The organism is Curtobacterium sp. PhB146, from assembly GCF_004342995.1.
GTDB lineage: Bacteria > Actinomycetota > Actinomycetes > Actinomycetales > Microbacteriaceae > Curtobacterium.
On the sequence record NZ_SMBN01000007.1, the window covers coordinates 1 to 15,347 of the forward strand.

A 15,347-nucleotide genomic window follows, 5' to 3' on the forward strand; every position below is an offset into this window, starting at 1 on the left:
TAGGCGGAGAACCGGCCGAAGTGCGCAATCCCACTCGCCGCCGCGGCCGTTCCGACTGGCTGATACGGGTTCGCGAGGATCATCTGTCGTGCCCGATGCAACCGCAGCACCCGGACCACGAGGGAGGGCGGCATCCCCAAATCCCGCTGGAACGCTTCCTGCAGGCCCCGTTTGCTGTAGCCGCTCGCCACCGCGATCTCCGGCGCTGTCAGCCGCCCCCGATACCGCGACCCGATACAGACCAACGCCCGAGCCACCGCCGGCTTCTGCGCGCCAACATCGATCCCCACCGCTGCAAGCTCGTCCGACGACGTCGACATGAACCGACCGTAGACCCAGCCCACCAACCACGGTCACGGATCGTGAAAGCGTCCCCGAGGACGGCCGCCGCAGCCGGCACGGTTTGCTGGCATCCCCCTTAGTGAAGCGGGCCGCAGCGAACTCATCTTCTGGGAAAGCATGACCGCGTAGCGATCCCCTCAGGGACCCTCACTGCTCCCGCGGAAAGGGCGACACCACGGGCTCGCCAACAGCTCCCCCAAGCCCTCTGCCACGCGCTGCGTCCCACAAACCGTCAAGACAACGCAACGAGCCACCAGCCAGGCCGAGACGACATTCCGAGACAAGCGGCACCCGCTTGGATGCTGATGTCACCGACATGGCAATGTGTCTCACGGCTGCATCTCGGAAAACTATAGTTTTACGAGGCGGACGACGTGCTGCGTTTGTCGCACCCTCACCGGGCAGTTTCGCGGGACACCTACACGGGATTCCCCGGGTCAAGCAGGACAGGGGCAAGTTGTCGCGGTTGATGCCGCCGAACGTGCACCGGAAGGCGACCGGCTGGCGGGCAGCGCAGAAGCCGCCGCAGGGCGAAAGGCAGCTGCTGCCTTTCGCCCTGCGCGTGCTAGCTTCCGTATTCGCGGATGGTGATGTTAGAGAAGGTGGCGGGACCGCCGTCGGAGTACAGCGAGATACCTGTGTCGCCGGCGTCGAAGTTCACCTGGTTGGACAGGACCGTGTAGCCGGCGTTGACGAACACCTCGACGCTTTGCGTGTCGACGAGGATGCGGAGATGCACGGCGCGGGCGGCCGGATCGATGGGCGCTGCAGCCCGCGTGTAGGGCGCCAACGCGAATCCTGCACGGTCGGACGGCGCGCGGTCGACGTACAGGTCGCTCCCGTACTTACCGATGTTGGTGTGCCGCGCCCCGTCCGTCGAACGTCCGACCGAGACTCCGACGTTGGTGGCATTGGTCCACGTGACGTCGAGCTCGATCTCGTACGCGCGGCCGTTGTAGGGCAACACCACCGAACCGTTCACGGTCTGGTTCGCGATCGGCACGGTCCGCTTCGCGGTGCCCTTGAGCGCCGCGATCGGTGCACTGAGGAGGGTGTAGCGACCATCGGTCTGCTTCTGCAGCGTGATCTCGCGGACGATCGAGTTCTGGCCGTTGTACCCATCGGATGCGTCGGTGGGTACCTGCCGGTTCGCGTACTTCCAGTTGTTCATCCAGCCGAGGCCGTACCGCTTTGTTGTCGGCGCTTCGTTGGCAGGCCAGGTGACTGCAGCGTACCAGTCCCACCCCCAGTCGAGCCATTGCGGGGTGAGGTTATCCGCCGTGTACGTGGTGCCGTTCCAGGAGCCGGTCCAGTACGCGTACGTGCAGGGCAGCCCCTCGTTGTAGGCGTCCATGCTGCCGGCGAGGACCCAGTGTTTGGTGCCGTCATTTGCTGCGATCTGGAAGAGGTCGGGGCATTCGATGCCGCCGAGGTTGTGGTCGGGGTAGTCGAAGTTGTGCTGCAGCGTCCAGTCGATGAGGTTCTTCGATGTGTAGAACGCGGCGTAGCGCTGCCGGCCGATGACGCAGACCCATTCGTTGCGGGCGTCGTCCCAGGCCACCTTGGGGTCGCGGAACCACTCGGCGTTGGAGATCTGCGCGTCGGTGGTTGCGGCGCGTCCGTCGGTGTTGACGATGACGGGGGTCGGTCGGGCGGTGAAGGTGAAGCCGCCGTCGGTGGAGTAGAAGAGGTACTGCTCCTGATACTTCCGAACGCCTCCAGTGGGGCGGGTGGCTAGCGCGATGACGGCGCCGGCGCCGTAGCCGGCGGTGTTGTTCGTGTCGATCAGGGTGCAGCCGGTCCAGGTGGGCAGGTTGGTCTGCAGGGGGATGACGGTGCCCTGGAAGGTGAAGTTGATGCCGTCGGTGGTGGAGACGTGGTCCCACCCACCGTCCCCGTTGTCGACATCGGAGTGCAGGTAGTAGAGCTGGTAGGCGCCCCGGGTGAACACCGGGCGCTGCGGGTCGGACAGCCATCCAGCCGGCGGGGTCATGTGGTACTTCGCGCGGAATGATGTCGCTGCGGTGGCTGACGTTGAAGCGGATCCGGCGGTGGCGGCCTGGGCGGCCTCAGCGGGTGCCGCGGTGGCGAACAGCGCCAGGGCGCCGATTCCGGCGCCCTGGAAGAGGGCTCGGCGGTGAATTTCAGAGGTCATCGTTGACTCCGGTTCGAGGGTTGGTTGGTCCTGCGGTGTGGGTGAGCGCCGTTGGTTGGACGGCCGGTTCGTGTGGTGTCTGGGGTTGCGTGAGAGCGTCGCGGATGATGCGGCGCGGGTCGTAGCGGCGCGGATCGAGTTCGGACCAGTCGATGTCGACCCCGGTCTGCTCTTCGATCTGCGCTTTAGTCGTGTCAGCCCATCCCCGGAGTTGACGCAAGAGAGCGGTGAGCTGCTTGGTGTGGGCAGCTAGCCGAGCCGGTCCCAGACATAACCCTGCGATGGCGGCGATGACGAGCAGCTTCTCGAGGTCCACGGTGCTTTCCTTTCGTCAGCCCGCCAGGGAGCAACTCACTCGTGGGACGGCACGGTGCCGTCGTGTGTGACCGGGGTGCTGGCCGGGTCTGCGCTCTTCTTGTTGTCGCCGGCGTGGATCTCGCTGCGGAAGATGTTGAGCGACTGTCCCAGCCCCTTTGCCAGGGCGGGCAGCTTGGTGGCGCCGAAGAGGAGTACGACGATGCCGAGGATGATGAGCAGGTGGATGCCGGTGAGGTTGCCGAGCATGATGAGTCCTTCGTGTGCAGGCGGCGCAGCGGACGCTACGTCACGGGGTGGTGGTTGAGGAAGCCGTCGAGAGGCGCCGGGCGAGACGGCGGTCGTGTAGCCAGGCGACCGCGCACGCTGCGAGGTAGAGCACGCCCATCGGGATGGCGAGCAAGAACATCGACGCGATGTCAGCGGACGGTGTGACGAGTGCAGTGAAGATGAGGATGCACAGCACGGCGATGCGCCATGCGCCGAGGATCGCTTTCGCGGTGAGGACCCCGACGAAGTTGAGCAGGACCAGGAACACCGGCAGGACGAACGCGATACCGACGGCGAGGACGAGCTTCACGGCGAAGTCGTAGTACGCCTTCGCGTCGACGATCGAGGTGTCCTGGTGGGCGACGAAGCTGCCGAGGATCTGCACGATGTGCGGCAGGACGTACCAGCCGAACCAGCATCCGCCGAGGAACAGGGGAATCGCGGATCCGAGGAACCCGACGGCGTAGAGCTTTTCCTTCCGCACCAGGGCAGGAACGACGAACGCCCAGACTTGGTACAGCCAGACGGGGCTGGCGATGACGACCGCGATGGTGATCGTGATTTGGAGGCGCAGGTCGAAGGCGCCGCTGATCGCGGGGAAGTTCAGTTCCGCGGTGTGACCGCCGCCGGCGTTTGCGAGCTCGGTGACGGGTGCGCGGAGTTGATCGAGCACGAACGGTGTGAGGAACCAGCCGATGACCGCGCAGACTGCGATGGCGAGCACCGCGCGGAAGAGCCGCTTTCGGAGCTCGTTGAGGTGCCGGCCGAGTGACATCGTTCCGGCGGCGGGGCGCTCATGCCGCGTCGTCCCTCCGGAAATGGACGGGGCGCTCATCTGGTGGGCGCTCCCCGCGCTGCGAGCACGTTATCAGCGGTTGGTAGGTCCGCACCACGACGGCTCACGGTGATCGCCGCGGCGGTGGCGCTGACCTGCCCGAGTCTTGTCAGAGTGCTGGAGTCCAGGGCGTCGAGCGTGATGGTGGTGTCCTGGAGTTGCCAGATGAGGGTGGCCATATACGTGTCGCCGGCCCCGACCGTGTCGACGACGTCGACGCGTTCGCTGGGCACGGCGATCCGCTCTCGTGCGGTGGTGAGCGTTGCGCCGGCGGCACCGGTGGTGATGGCGGCCAGCGTGACGCCGAGCTCGAGGAGCCGGTCGAGGACGACGTCGGCGCTGTCGCCTGGGTAGAGCCAGGCGGCGTCCTCGTCGGAGAGTTTCAGCACAGTGGTGTCCGCAGCGAGCTGCTCGAACCGAACCCGTTCTGCTACCGCATCTCCGAGGAGCGCGGGTCGGATGTTCGGATCGAACGAGACAATGCCACCGGCGGTTGCGGTGCGTCGAACGAGCTCTCGCACTTTGCCCGCTCCGGGCTGCAGGAATGCGCCGATCGATCCGATGTGCAGCCATCGAGGCGTGTCCTGCAGGTGCGGCAGGTCCCATTCGATGCCGAACTCGTAGGTAGGCTGACCGTCCGGAGCAAGCAGGACTGTCGCCGCGGAGGTTTTCGTGGCACCGAAGACGCCTGGCACCAGCTCGACCCCTGACGCCTCGAGGTGATCTGCGACCTGGTTGCCGCGAGCGTCGTTCCCGAGCCACGTGGCGAACTCGACCGGCGCGCCGAGCCGTCCGAGCCCGAGAGCGACGTTCGCGGGGCTCCCGCCGGGGATCTCCCGTGTGGCGTCGTCGTGGACGATGTCGACGAGGGCTTCTCCCGCAACGGTGATTCGATGCACAGTCATCTCCTTCGATGATTGGGAACGAGGTGGTGTCGGCGAACCTGTCGGCGCCGCTCCGCTAGATCGAGGCGGATCCAGCCGTGGCGTCGGCGGCGGGAGCTGAAACAGTTGTGACGCTCGGCTTGAGATGCCACGCCAGCGCCTGGTTTGGGGCTTCCACGCTCCACGGCGGCGCCTGCGTCGGGTAGACGCGCGTGGTGACGGAACGTCCTGCGCTGGTGAACAGTTCGAGAACCGAACCGTCTAGCAGCACTCGGACTGCGGGTCGGTCCGCGGTCCGGTCGAAGGGAGCACGAATCACCGCGGGGCTCGGGTCAGCGCGGTAATCCGTGCTGGCGTGCGCCCGGTCGACGGTGAGGGTGTCTGCATCGACGTCGACCGTGATGTCGAGGTATTCGGCATCGGAGAAGCGCAGCCGGATGCAGCCAGTGATGGCGACGGGCAGCACGATTTCGGCTTGCGCGCCGATGCGAGCACCGTTTGCAGCCTGCGAGCTGCCGACGCGAAGGGCGTCGATTGCGGGGTGGGGTTCGGTGCCGAGCCGACCGTTCGTGATCCACGCCCGGCGCGGTAGAGAGATCGCGCCGGACCAGCCTGCTTGCTCGGTCCACTGCTCGGTTCGGCCTTCGGTGACCCATCCGAAGAGCACCGGCCCCCACGAGCTGGTCCGCATCACGGAAGCTGCGTAGAAGTGCTGCCCTTCATCGACTTTGAACGGCGAAGGAGACACGGCCAGCGGGATGGCGACCACCTCGCCCGGGCCGGCGGCGTGGGACCAGGACGCCACGATCGCGATGTCGATGCCGTCGACGGTGAGAATCTGTGGGCACTCCCACCCTTCGCCGGTATCGATGCCGTTGACCGTGTCGCGTGCCATCGACACCAGATCGCCCGCGTGGCTCCAGCTGATGCCGTCGACGGATCGGTAGTGGCGGACAGACGCGGTGTGATTCCTGGCCGCCGCGCCGACCGCCATCGACCATCCGTCATCCGTTTGCCAGACGAATGGGTCGCGGAACATGGTGATCGCCTCGTCAGCAGACGGGTCGGCGACGACCTGCACGGGAGGGCCGAACGTTATCCCACCGTCGGTGGATTCCGCGAGGAGGACCGACTGGAACGGACTGTGATCGACTTTGCCGGAGTAGTAGGCGCGGACGGTGCCGTTGTGCAGGACCGTGTTACCAGACCATGCGCCGCCGGAGTCGGCGCCACCGGGGACGGGGACGATCGCCGGCCGGTGGAGCGTCCAGTGCACGAGGTCGTCGCTGGTGGCGTGGCCCCACTCGACGGGGATCTCGAGGTCCACCCGCGGCCGGGACTGGAAGTACAGGTGCGCCTGCCCGCCGATGTCGATGGGGCCGTTCGGATCGTTGACGTACCCACGAGGGAGTCGGACGTGGAACTGCGGAAGGAGGTGGTCTGTTGCGGTCACGGCGGGTGCGGCTTCCTGGGGTGCTGGTGGCAGGGCGTGGAGGTCGGTCATCGGGACGACCCCGCGGTGACGCCTTCGATGAAGTACCGCTGCGCGAAGATGAACAGCAGCACGCTCGGAATCATGGTCAGCACGACGCCTGCGAGGACGACTGAGATCGATCCGGTGCCGAGGTTCCCCTGCAGGCCGACAAGCCCGAGCGGCAGGGTGAAGGTGTCCTGCTGGTTGAGGAAGATCAGCGGCCGGTAGTACTCGGCCCAGAAGCCGGAGAAGTTGAGAATCGCCAGCGTCGCGATCGCCGGGCTGGCCATCCGCGAGTACACGTGCCAGAACACCCCGAACTGGCTCGCGCCGTCGATGCGGGCCGCCTCCCCGAGCTCCTTGGGCATCTGCATGAAGTACTGGCGCATGAGGAACGTCCCGAACGCGCTGCCGAGCGCGGGGACGATCAGGGACGCGATGGAACCGGTCAGCCCCAAGTCCTTCAGGATGACGAACACGGGGATGATGATCGTCTGGATCGGCACCATCATCGTGGCGAGGAAGATGCCGAAGATGGTGTTCTTCCCGGGGAAGCTGATCATCGCGAACGCATACCCGGACAAGGTGCAGGTGATGGTCTGTCCGACGACGATGAGCAACGTCACGAGAACGCTGTTGACGAAGAACTGCCCGATCGGGATCTGGTTGAACACCGCCGCGTAGTTGCCGAAGTCCCACGAGAGCGGGATCCACTGCGGCGGGTTCTGGAACGACTCCGCCGGGGTGCGCAGCGAGGTGGTCAGCGTCCAGAGCAGTGGCCCAAGGGCGAACACGGCGGCGATGATCAGGATGATCATCCCAAGGATGCTTCCCACCTTGGCGACGGGCTTGCGGCGCCGAACGATGTGGCTTACGGCCGGCTGCGCGACGGTTTCCGGGGCGTGCAACGGGTTGAGGGTGTCAGTGGTCGTCATTGGTAGAACACCAGCTTTCGTGCGGCGATGAACTGGATCCCGGTGATGATGCCGATGATGACCAGCAGCAGGATCGCGATGGCCGAGGCAAACCCGAACTGCAGGTTCTGGAAGCCGGCCTGGTACATGGAGATCGTCGCGGTCGTCGTCGCGGTGCCGGGGCCGCCCTTGGTCATGATGAACGGCTGGTCGAACAGCTGCATCGCGTTGATCATCGCGATCACGGTCGCGAACAGGATCGTGGGGCTGATGAGCGGGATCTTGATCCGGAACAGGGTCCGCCAGGGGCCGGCACCGTCGATCGCTGCAGCTTCCTGCACGTCGACGGGCACCGCGAGCAGTGCGGCGACGAAGAGCACGAAGGTGAAGCCGACCTGCTGCCAGACCACCACCATCACGACCGTGACCTTCGCCCAGAAGGGATCGTTCAACCAGTGCGCCCCGGGGAGTCCGATCTCGTTCAGGTAGTAGTTGATGAGGCCGAACTTGGTGTCGAAGATGTAGCCCATGAAGATCGACACGGCCGCCGTCGACGCCAGCAGGGGCAGGTAGAACGACGTCCGGAAGAACACACGCGTGGCGTTGCGCTTCCGGTTGTTCGCCAACACCGCCAGGAGCAGGCCGAGCGAGATCTGCAGCACGACGATGGCGATCGCGAGGGCGACGGTCACACCGAACGATGCCAGGACCGGCCCGTCGGTGAAGAGCCGCTTGTAATTGTCCAGTCCCACGAACTTCGGGCTGCTGATGACGTCCCATGACGTGAACGAGAGCCCGAGGGAGGCGAGGATGGGGATGAGGGTGAACACGGCGACAAAGAGCACCGCGAGCCCGATCATCAGGAACCCGAACGTGGACTCACGTCGGCGGGCGCGCTTGGCCGCCGGCCGGCGGGCTGCGACCTTGGCAGCCCGCCGGATTGGTGTTTCTGTTGCTGCTGTCATCACGAAGCCTGCGACGCTGCCTTCTCGATGTCTGCCTGGAGGCCGTCGAGCGCCTTCTTGGCGTTCCCAGAGGAAATCGCCTGGGTGGTGCGCTGGTTCAGAGCCGTGGCGAGGGCGTTGTAGTACGGCGGTGCGGAGATCGGCACCGAGTTGTCGAGCTGGTCGTAGAACACCGACCAGTGCTCCGGCCCGGTTGTCTTGTACCGCTCGGCGGTCATCAGCGACTTCTGTGCCGGTGTAGTGACGTTGCCGGGCCAAAGGGCGTCGAAACTCTCCGGCTGCACCATGACCTTGATGACCTCGAACGCGAGTTCCTTGTTCTTGGAAGAGTTGAAGATGCCGTAGCCGCCGGCGCCGAAGAGCGACTTGTTGCTCTTCCACGTGGGGAACTCGACGACATCGAAGCTGCCGTTCTTCATCCCGGCGTTGTGGAGGCCACCGGCCCAGAAGCCGCCACCGATGGTCATACCGATCCGTCCGGATGCCATCAGACCCTGCAGCGTGGCGCCACCGCCAACGTCGGGCGACGGGGACGCACCGGACTTCTGCAGGTCGATGACGTACTGCAGCGCCTCGATGGCGGCATCCGAGTTCGCCGTGGGGTCGCCCCACTTCCAGCCGCCCTTGCGTCCGGAGACACCGATCGGGTTGTCGGAGAAGGCCTTGCTGTTCCACAGCCAGTCGCCGCCGGAGTACTTGCCCTCCTCGAGCAGGTTCCCGTCGTTGGCGTAGAGGAACGAGGTCCAGCTGCCCCAGAGGCGAACGACCCAGTCGAAGGCGTAGGTGCCGCCGCCGACCTTTGCGATGCTCTCAGCCGAGGAGTGGAAGTCGTCCATCGACCACTTGCTCGTCGGGCGGGACAGGCCGGCCTTGTCGAACAGGTCGGTGGAGTAGAACATGCTGCCCGCGTTGAAGCTGTCGGGCAGCGTGTAGAGGTGCCCCTGGTACATCGTCGACTCGAGCAGCGCCGGGTGGGCCCCGGTGAAGTAGGTGTGCAGGTCCGAGAGGTTCTTCGTGACGTAGTCGTCGAGCGGGGTGAGGAGGTTCTTCGACGCCAGCAGCTGCTGCCCCTCGGTTGCCACGCTGACGATGTCTGGCACGTCACCCGAGGCGATCTGCGTGAGGACCTTTGCGAGGAAGTCGTTCCAGTCGGTCCCGTTAATCGCCGTGACCTGCAGGCTCGCCTTCTTGTCGAGCTGCTTGATCTTCGGCTCGATGGCTTTCTGCAGGGCCGTCGCTGCGCTCTGCTCACCGAAGTAGAGCATCTTCACCGTGCCGGAGGTGCTGCCTCCGCCGCCGGTGGTTGAGCAAGCAGCCAGCGATCCGATACCGGCCAGCGCGAGGCCTGCGCCACCGAACTTGAACAGCGTGCGCCGGTCGATCGGGGTGCTGAATCCGTTCGCCATGGGTCGCTCCTCTCTGAGCGATAGTGACCCCGCTAGGTCGGGGCCAATACGTATTTGCATGGCGAGCGTACACAGCATGCAGAGCGGACGCAATACGTATTTGCTTCTGGCATGATGATGGCAACGGAGGAGGCTCAATGGCGAACCGCAAGCGCACAACGCAGTCACAGCGCGTCACCATGAAGGACGTCGCGCGCCACGCTGGCGTGTCCCAGCCGACGGTGTCGTTCGTCCTTAACGATCGCCGGGACGTTTCAATCGCTGCTGAGACGCGCACTCGTGTCCTCGAGGCCGCGAAGGAGCTGAACTTCCAGCCCAACCGGGCGGCGCAGTCGCTGCGATCGAATCGGTCCTACACAGTTGGTGTGATCGCCGACCGGCTTGTCTCCCAGCCCTACGCCGGTCACATCGTGCTCGGCGTGCAGCAGGCCGTGCAGGAGGCCGGGTACGTCTGCTTCGTAGTCGAGACCGCGCAAACCACCGACGGCGGCAAGGCCGCCGTTGAGAACCTCGTACAGCAGGGCGTCGCCGGCTTGATCTACGCAGCGCCTGGGCCCGAGTACGTCACCCCTGTCGACGGACTGGACACGGTCCCGACAGTCTTCGTTAACTGCTTCCCGCCCGGGGATACGCCCGCGGTGACCGTACTCGCTGACGAATACCAGGGCGGGTACGACGTCGCCGCCGCCGTTTTCGCAGCCGGCCACACCAATGTCGCCTTCCTCGGCGGCCCTGCGGACGACTACGCCTGTCAGGAGCGCAAGCGTGGACTCGAACGTGCCACCGCCGATTCGGGCATTCCCTCGACGCAGATCAGCATCACGTTCGGCACCTTCCAGGTGGGATCCGGCTACGACCTCGCGGTGGAGGTCCTCGACGACGCTGCCACCCGTCCGACGGCGATCATCTGCGGCAACGACCGAATGGCGGTCGGTGCGCTGATGGCGGCCCAGGCGCTGGGAATGCGCTGCCCGGAGGACATCAGCATCGTCGGATTCGACGACCAGCCCGACCTCGCCGACCAGATGCATCCACCGCTCACCACCGTCGCACTCCCGCACCAGCAGATGGGCTTCGAAGCCGGAACGCTGCTCCTGGCGGAGGCGGAACAGCCCGGCCGACACCTCGTGCCCTGCGAATACGTCTCCCGCAGCTCGCTCGCGGCCCCACGACCCGAAGGAACCTAAGTGACTCCCCCGCCCAGCACCCACTTCCAACCCCCGAATGGCTACGTCGGCGACGTCATCCCGTTCGAACACGACGGAACCGCGTGGCTGTTCTACCTCCTCGACGAACGACCGGACGCTCCGCCGCTCGAACGAACAACGGGGATGCCCTGGGCGGCCGTCACCACAACCGACTTCGTCACCTTCACCAACGAGGGCGTCATACTGCCCTCCGGCGGCCCCGACGCGAGCGACTTCGACTGCTACACCGGCAGCGTCGTCCGCGATGAAGAGGGAACGCTGCATTTGTTCTACACAGGGCACAACCCCCACATCAAGACCGGATCCGATGGCGGCGGCAAGGACGCGCAGGTCATCGCGCACGCGACGTCGTCCGGCGACCTGACCGACTGGGTCAAGCACCCCGACTGGAACTTCCCGGCGCTCGCTGGCTACTCCCCCGAAGACTGGCGAGACCCCTTCGTCTTCCGCCCGGCGGCCGACCGGCCCTGGCAGATGCTCCTCGCCACGCGGCGACTCGGCGAGCCGTACCGGCGCTCCGGCCTCGTTGCACGCCTCGAATCCGATGACCTCGTCACTTGGCGGGACGCCGAGCCGATCTGGGAGCCGCACCGCTTCATCACGCAAGAGTGCCCGGACGTGTTCCAGTGGGGCGACTGGTGGTACCTGGTGTACTCGGAGTTCTCCGACGCCTTTTGCACCCGATACCGTATCGCGAAGTCACCAGACGGCCCATGGCTCGCGCCCGCTGATGACACAGTCGACGGCCGCGCCTTCTACGCAGCAAAGACAGTTGCCCTTGGCGATCAGCGGTACTTCGTCGGGTGGATCGCGTCGAAGGAAGACGAACGCGATGGCGGCCCGTGGCAGTGGGCGGGCACCATGGCGACGTTGCAGGCCCACCAGCGTGCCGACGGGTCGTTGCGGTTCGACCTACCTGACGGGGTGAAGGCTGCGTACCCGAACGAGGTCGACGTCACCGCGGAGCTTGAACCGACCAACGGTGCGGAGGCAACCGTCGGCGCTGGCGCAACCACCCGATACGCATCCTGGGTTGGCCCGGAGCTACCAGAGGAAGCGCTCGTGGCTGTGGACCTCACCCTGGAAGCAGACACCCGCTCGCTGGGTTTGCTCCTGCGCACCAGCGACGACGGGGAAGAGGGCTACGCGCTCCGCCTCGAACCTGACCGGAACCGGCTCGTGTTGGACCGGTGGCCACGTGGCACGACTGGCACCGAGCAGTGGCAAATCCTCGGCGATGTGCCGCACGCCGTCGAGCTCGAGCGCTCGGTAGAGCTCGCCCCCGGCAAGCACCACATCGAGGTGCACCTGGACGGGGACATCTGTGTCGCTGTCATCGACGGGGCCGTCGCGCTGAGCACACGCCTCTACGACAGCCCTGCCGGCCGCGTCGGCGTGTTCGTGCAGGACGGCGCGTTCACGCTTGACCGCCTGACGGTCCGCACTCGCTAACGCTGGCACGGACGAAGTGCGCCTGCCCCGGACGACGGGGCAGGCGCACTTCGTTTCCGCGTTACTTCCAGATCGACTTCAGAGTTCAGGCTCGGAGGTCATCGACGCGGGCGGTGCCGCCCGTGGCGAACGCGCTGACCCCGGTGCTGGTGGAGTCCGGGAAGATCTGATCGGTGAGAACGACCTGGCCGTCGGCGCCGAACACTTCGATCGAGGAAGCGTCGACCAGGATGCGCAGGTCCAGGCCGCCGCGGGCAAGCTGCAGGGGCGCCTCACTGCGTGATGCGAACACGCTGCTGAAATCTACGTTCCAGGAATGGGTGCGGTCGATGAACACCGTTCCGGTGCTTATGTCGTACCCAACCTGCGTGTACCGGATCAGCGCTAGGAGCGCGATGCGGGTGTTTTCGTCCTGCGGCGGATCGAAGCGAAGGGTGGCGCGGAGGCCGCCTTCGGGTGGGGTGTCGAGCTGGAGGTGGGTGTGATGAACTGTTGCGATCCACTCCACGATCGCAAGCCCGGTCCCGGTGCCCTCGCTGGAGCCGTACCCGGCTTGCCGGACGAGGCGTCGCTGCGCGGTGGGTACCCCCGGTCCGTGATCCGTGACGGTGAGCGTTGCGTCGCGGACCTGGACCGACGGGGTGTCGCCGCTCTATTTCAGGGCGTTGTCGACGAGGTTCCGGGTGAGAAGTTCACCGTTGCCGAGGACGACGGTCGGTGTTGTCTCGAGGGGGATGTGATGGTCGGGGTAGTCGTCGAGGGCGACGTCGACGAGCTGATCGAGACGGATATGGGTCAGTGGCACGGGGTCGTGGCCGGCGTCGGCGCGAGCGCGCATCAGGAGCTGTTCGGGATCGGACGCGCGACGGTGTACCGGGCGGGCGACCGGAACCCGGTCGCCGAGGCTCCCGACCCCACGCTCCCCCGCGTCGAGGCTTAGTCGATGAGTGCAGTTACGCCAGCGGCCTACTGTGCCCGGCTACTCAAACGGACTCGAGAAGACGTCGCCGCGGCCATTGTCGAAGCCGTGGAGCGTCGGGATGAAGGCGAGGACTCGTCCGGCCGTGGCCGGCTCATCCACTGGGTCGCCGGCATTGACGACCCAGACACCGCGGGATTCTTCCGATTCATGGCCGACGAGTCATTGGAGGACGCCACCCGCCTCCTGACCGCGATCGACGAACACGCGCATGCGATGCAGCTCGTCATGGAAGCCGGCGCGGCGTCAACGTCGCTCGTGACGCTCCAGCGTGCGCTGATCGAGGCCGTTCTGACGCTTTGCTACGTCCATGACGCTGACGCAGCCCCGGCGCGGTCCATGCTCCGAATCCTCGCCCGGCAGCTCGATGCCTTCGAAGGGTCGGAGCGCAACTCCGCGGCATTCCCTCGTTCGGTCATCGGCGACCGTGCCGCTGAGATTCGCGAGGGCGTCGAAGGTTTCCGCGCCATGCTCGTGAGGTACGGCGTCGAGCTCGCTCCGCTCCACAAGGGGTCCACGCCGTCGCTGGCCTACGACGGCCACCGCGAGAACGTCATGTTCAACGCTACCGACGCCGCCAAGCGGTACCTCAAAGCCGACGCACACCACTGGAACATGGGAAGCGGTGGCACTCACTCGAAGGCGTGGTTCCTACCGAGCGTGCTGGACGGGCTCACGGACGAGAAGCTGTCGAGCGAAGTGGAGCAGTTCGGTGCGCCAACGTTCGCGGTCCTCGCGTCGGCACGGGTACTGCTGGTCGCGGTCGCCGCGCACAGCGGGGTGTCCACGACGCCTCCGCGTGAAGCGGTGTTCATGCGGGAGAAAGCGTTGATGGCCTTCGTGCAAGGCAACGACCCCAGCCCCATGTCTCTGGCCGAGTTCGAGTCGCGACCGGCTGACTGGAAGCCGGAGGCACGAGACCTCTCGGCATTCCAGCTGCGGCGGCCGCGTTGAAGAACGAACACAACCCAGGCAGCCACAGCGCAGCGAAGACCAGCAGCTAACCACGCTCAAGGTTACTAGTCACAAGTTATAAACTGCAAACTGCAAACTCATTTGGGCAGGGCGTCGTCGGTGATGCCCAGGGACGCCCGCAGCTCAGCCTCGGTGGTGCCCTGCAGCCGCTCGCCGTTCACGATCAGAAGGTCGATGGCGACACGGATCAACGTGTTGTCAGTCAGCCGCTCTCCCGCGCGCCCCCGGAGCGCATTCAGCTCCTTGCGCTTTGCCTCGACCCAGTCGAGTTGATCGCGGCGCTGGCGCGTGGGCTTCGGCTCGAACGTGAGCCACTTGGGCACGTCCGAGTCGGGCGTCGAGGGCGCCGGCGTCGACTGCGCCGCAGGCCTCGGCGGTGCCTTCGTGTCCGCCACCGGAACGGTCTCTACCTGCTTGCCGATGATGCCGGCGAGGTTCGCGCGTGCCATCACTACTTCCCTTCGTTGGCCCAGATTGTTGTCAGCTCGAGCGCTGCTGACATGAAGTCGTCCACCGCGAGGCTCGTGTTGCGGGTCGACGCGTAATTGGTGACGACTTCGCCGGTTCCTTGTGCATCCGAGTGGGCGATGTACTCGCGGATCCAGGTGTTCAGATGCGGGATCCCGGCGCCATCGAGGGCTGTGAAAGTGTCGTCCTTCCGCGCGTAGGACGCCTCGTTGCGGCCCACACGGCTGATGACAGCGCGATACGGGATGCCCCGCGGCTCCACGAGGGATTTGATCGTCCGGAGCAACGGACGGATGCTCGCCGGCTGAGGCTCAAGTGGAAGGACCGCGAAGTCGGTCGAGTCCAGCACCAAGCCGATGCGCTCCGCCGCGGAGGGTTCAAGGTTGCCAGGCGTGTCTACGAAGATCGTGTCCCAGCTGTCGGCGGCGCGAAGCTGACGAAGCACTGCGGGATCGTTCTCGTCTGTGAAGTCGAACGGCAATGCGATCCCCTGCTCGTCGGCGGTCTCCGCCCAGTCAGTGAGCGTGCGCTGAGACGGGTCAAGGTCGACAACCAACACACGAGAGTGCTTTGCGGCAATGGCCGCCAGGTTCATGACGACAGTGCTCTTGCCGACGCCGCCCTTTTGGTTGAGCACAGTAACGATGCGCATCTGATCCTCCAACTTGCTACTGCAAGTTCGTAGTTGGGAGTTCGCAACTCCTA

17 protein-coding genes and 1 pseudogene are annotated in these 15,347 nt (G+C 65.7%); 4 read left to right on the top strand and 14 right to left on the bottom strand.

What is annotated here, in order from left to right; all coding sequences use genetic code 11:
• From EDF33_RS18120 to EDF33_RS18165, 10 genes are all read right to left on the bottom strand, one after another.
• The coding region (locus EDF33_RS18120) for a helix-turn-helix domain-containing protein (protein WP_132100774.1) at positions 1-320 on the bottom strand (320 nt) is incomplete at its 3' end.
• Between the two features lie 587 nt (positions 321-907).
• Positions 908-2,497 (bottom strand): glycoside hydrolase family 32 protein, encoded by a 1,590-nt coding sequence (locus EDF33_RS18125; protein WP_132100775.1) that lies wholly within the window; start codon positions 2,495-2,497, stop codon positions 908-910.
• A complete protein-coding gene (locus EDF33_RS18130) occupies positions 2,487-2,813 on the bottom strand; it encodes a hypothetical protein (protein WP_131847214.1) in 327 nt (108 codons plus the stop codon). Before EDF33_RS18130 ends, EDF33_RS18125 begins: the two co-directional genes overlap by 11 nt.
• Before the next feature lie 35 nt (positions 2,814-2,848).
• Entirely contained in the window at positions 2,849-3,061 is a 213-nt protein-coding gene (locus EDF33_RS18135; protein ID WP_131847216.1) for a twin-arginine translocase TatA/TatE family subunit, read from the bottom strand.
• A 40-nt stretch (positions 3,062-3,101) separates the two neighbouring features.
• Positions 3,102-3,857 (bottom strand): twin-arginine translocase subunit TatC, encoded by a 756-nt coding sequence (gene tatC, locus EDF33_RS18140; protein ID WP_131847218.1) that lies wholly within the window; start codon positions 3,855-3,857, stop codon positions 3,102-3,104.
• Positions 3,858-3,913: 56 nt separating this feature from the next.
• On the bottom strand, positions 3,914-4,822 hold the full coding sequence (locus EDF33_RS18145; protein ID WP_131847220.1) for a carbohydrate kinase: 909 nt from the start codon (positions 4,820-4,822) through the stop codon (positions 3,914-3,916).
• Between the two features lie 55 nt (positions 4,823-4,877).
• Positions 4,878-6,305, bottom strand: coding sequence for a glycoside hydrolase family 32 protein (locus EDF33_RS18150; RefSeq protein WP_131847222.1), 1,428 nt, complete (start codon positions 6,303-6,305; stop codon positions 4,878-4,880).
• Positions 6,302-7,093: a carbohydrate ABC transporter permease gene (locus EDF33_RS18155; protein ID WP_243650141.1), complete on the bottom strand. Its 792-nt coding sequence runs from the start codon at positions 7,091-7,093 to the stop codon at positions 6,302-6,304. Before EDF33_RS18155 ends, EDF33_RS18150 begins: the two co-directional genes overlap by 4 nt.
• 113 nt (positions 7,094-7,206) lie before the next feature.
• Positions 7,207-8,154 (bottom strand): sugar ABC transporter permease, encoded by a 948-nt coding sequence (locus tag EDF33_RS18160; RefSeq protein WP_131847226.1) that lies wholly within the window; start codon positions 8,152-8,154, stop codon positions 7,207-7,209.
• Positions 8,154-9,560 carry a sugar ABC transporter substrate-binding protein gene (locus EDF33_RS18165; protein ID WP_131847228.1) on the bottom strand — a complete coding sequence of 469 codons (1,407 nt, stop codon included), beginning with the start codon at positions 9,558-9,560 and terminating at the stop codon, positions 8,154-8,156. Before EDF33_RS18165 ends, EDF33_RS18160 begins: the two co-directional genes overlap by 1 nt.
• A gap of 137 nt (positions 9,561-9,697) precedes the next feature.
• Here EDF33_RS18165 and EDF33_RS18170 point away from each other — a divergent pair, with 137 nt between their 5' ends.
• Both EDF33_RS18170 and EDF33_RS18175 read left to right on the top strand, forming a co-directional pair.
• Positions 9,698-10,747, top strand: coding sequence for a LacI family DNA-binding transcriptional regulator (locus tag EDF33_RS18170; RefSeq protein WP_131847230.1), 1,050 nt, complete (start codon positions 9,698-9,700; stop codon positions 10,745-10,747).
• Positions 10,748-12,220 carry a glycoside hydrolase family 32 protein gene (locus EDF33_RS18175; protein WP_131847232.1) on the top strand — a complete coding sequence of 491 codons (1,473 nt, stop codon included), beginning with the start codon at positions 10,748-10,750 and terminating at the stop codon, positions 12,218-12,220.
• Positions 12,221-12,305: 85 nt separating this feature from the next.
• On the opposite strand, the gene EDF33_RS18180 is transcribed toward EDF33_RS18175, so the two are convergent.
• Together EDF33_RS18180 and EDF33_RS20605 are read right to left on the bottom strand one after the other, a co-directional pair.
• Positions 12,306-12,719 (bottom strand): GH32 C-terminal domain-containing protein, encoded by a 414-nt coding sequence (locus EDF33_RS18180; RefSeq protein WP_243650145.1) that lies wholly within the window; start codon positions 12,717-12,719, stop codon positions 12,306-12,308.
• A pseudogene (locus tag EDF33_RS20605) lies at positions 12,699-12,797 on the bottom strand (hypothetical protein); the annotation flags it as partial. The gene EDF33_RS18180 and the pseudogene EDF33_RS20605, both read right to left, overlap by 21 nt.
• 18 nt (positions 12,798-12,815) lie before the next feature.
• Between EDF33_RS20605 and EDF33_RS20435 the strand changes: the two are divergent.
• Both EDF33_RS20435 and EDF33_RS18190 read left to right on the top strand, forming a co-directional pair.
• The gene (locus EDF33_RS20435; protein ID WP_207896288.1) at positions 12,816-13,160 is read left to right on the top strand and encodes a hypothetical protein; all 345 of its coding nucleotides are present in this window, start codon (positions 12,816-12,818) and stop codon (positions 13,158-13,160) included.
• A 3-nt stretch (positions 13,161-13,163) separates the two neighbouring features.
• Entirely contained in the window at positions 13,164-14,153 is a 990-nt protein-coding gene (locus EDF33_RS18190; protein WP_131847236.1) for a hypothetical protein, read from the top strand.
• Between the two features lie 98 nt (positions 14,154-14,251).
• Here the strand turns inward: EDF33_RS18190 and EDF33_RS18195 are convergent, their stop codons facing one another.
• Both EDF33_RS18195 and EDF33_RS18200 read right to left on the bottom strand, forming a co-directional pair.
• On the bottom strand, positions 14,252-14,623 hold the full coding sequence (locus tag EDF33_RS18195; protein WP_207896290.1) for a hypothetical protein: 372 nt from the start codon (positions 14,621-14,623) through the stop codon (positions 14,252-14,254).
• Between the two features lie 2 nt (positions 14,624-14,625).
• Positions 14,626-15,294, bottom strand: coding sequence for a ParA family protein (locus EDF33_RS18200; protein ID WP_131847238.1), 669 nt, complete (start codon positions 15,292-15,294; stop codon positions 14,626-14,628).
• Positions 15,295-15,347 lie beyond the last annotated feature (53 nt).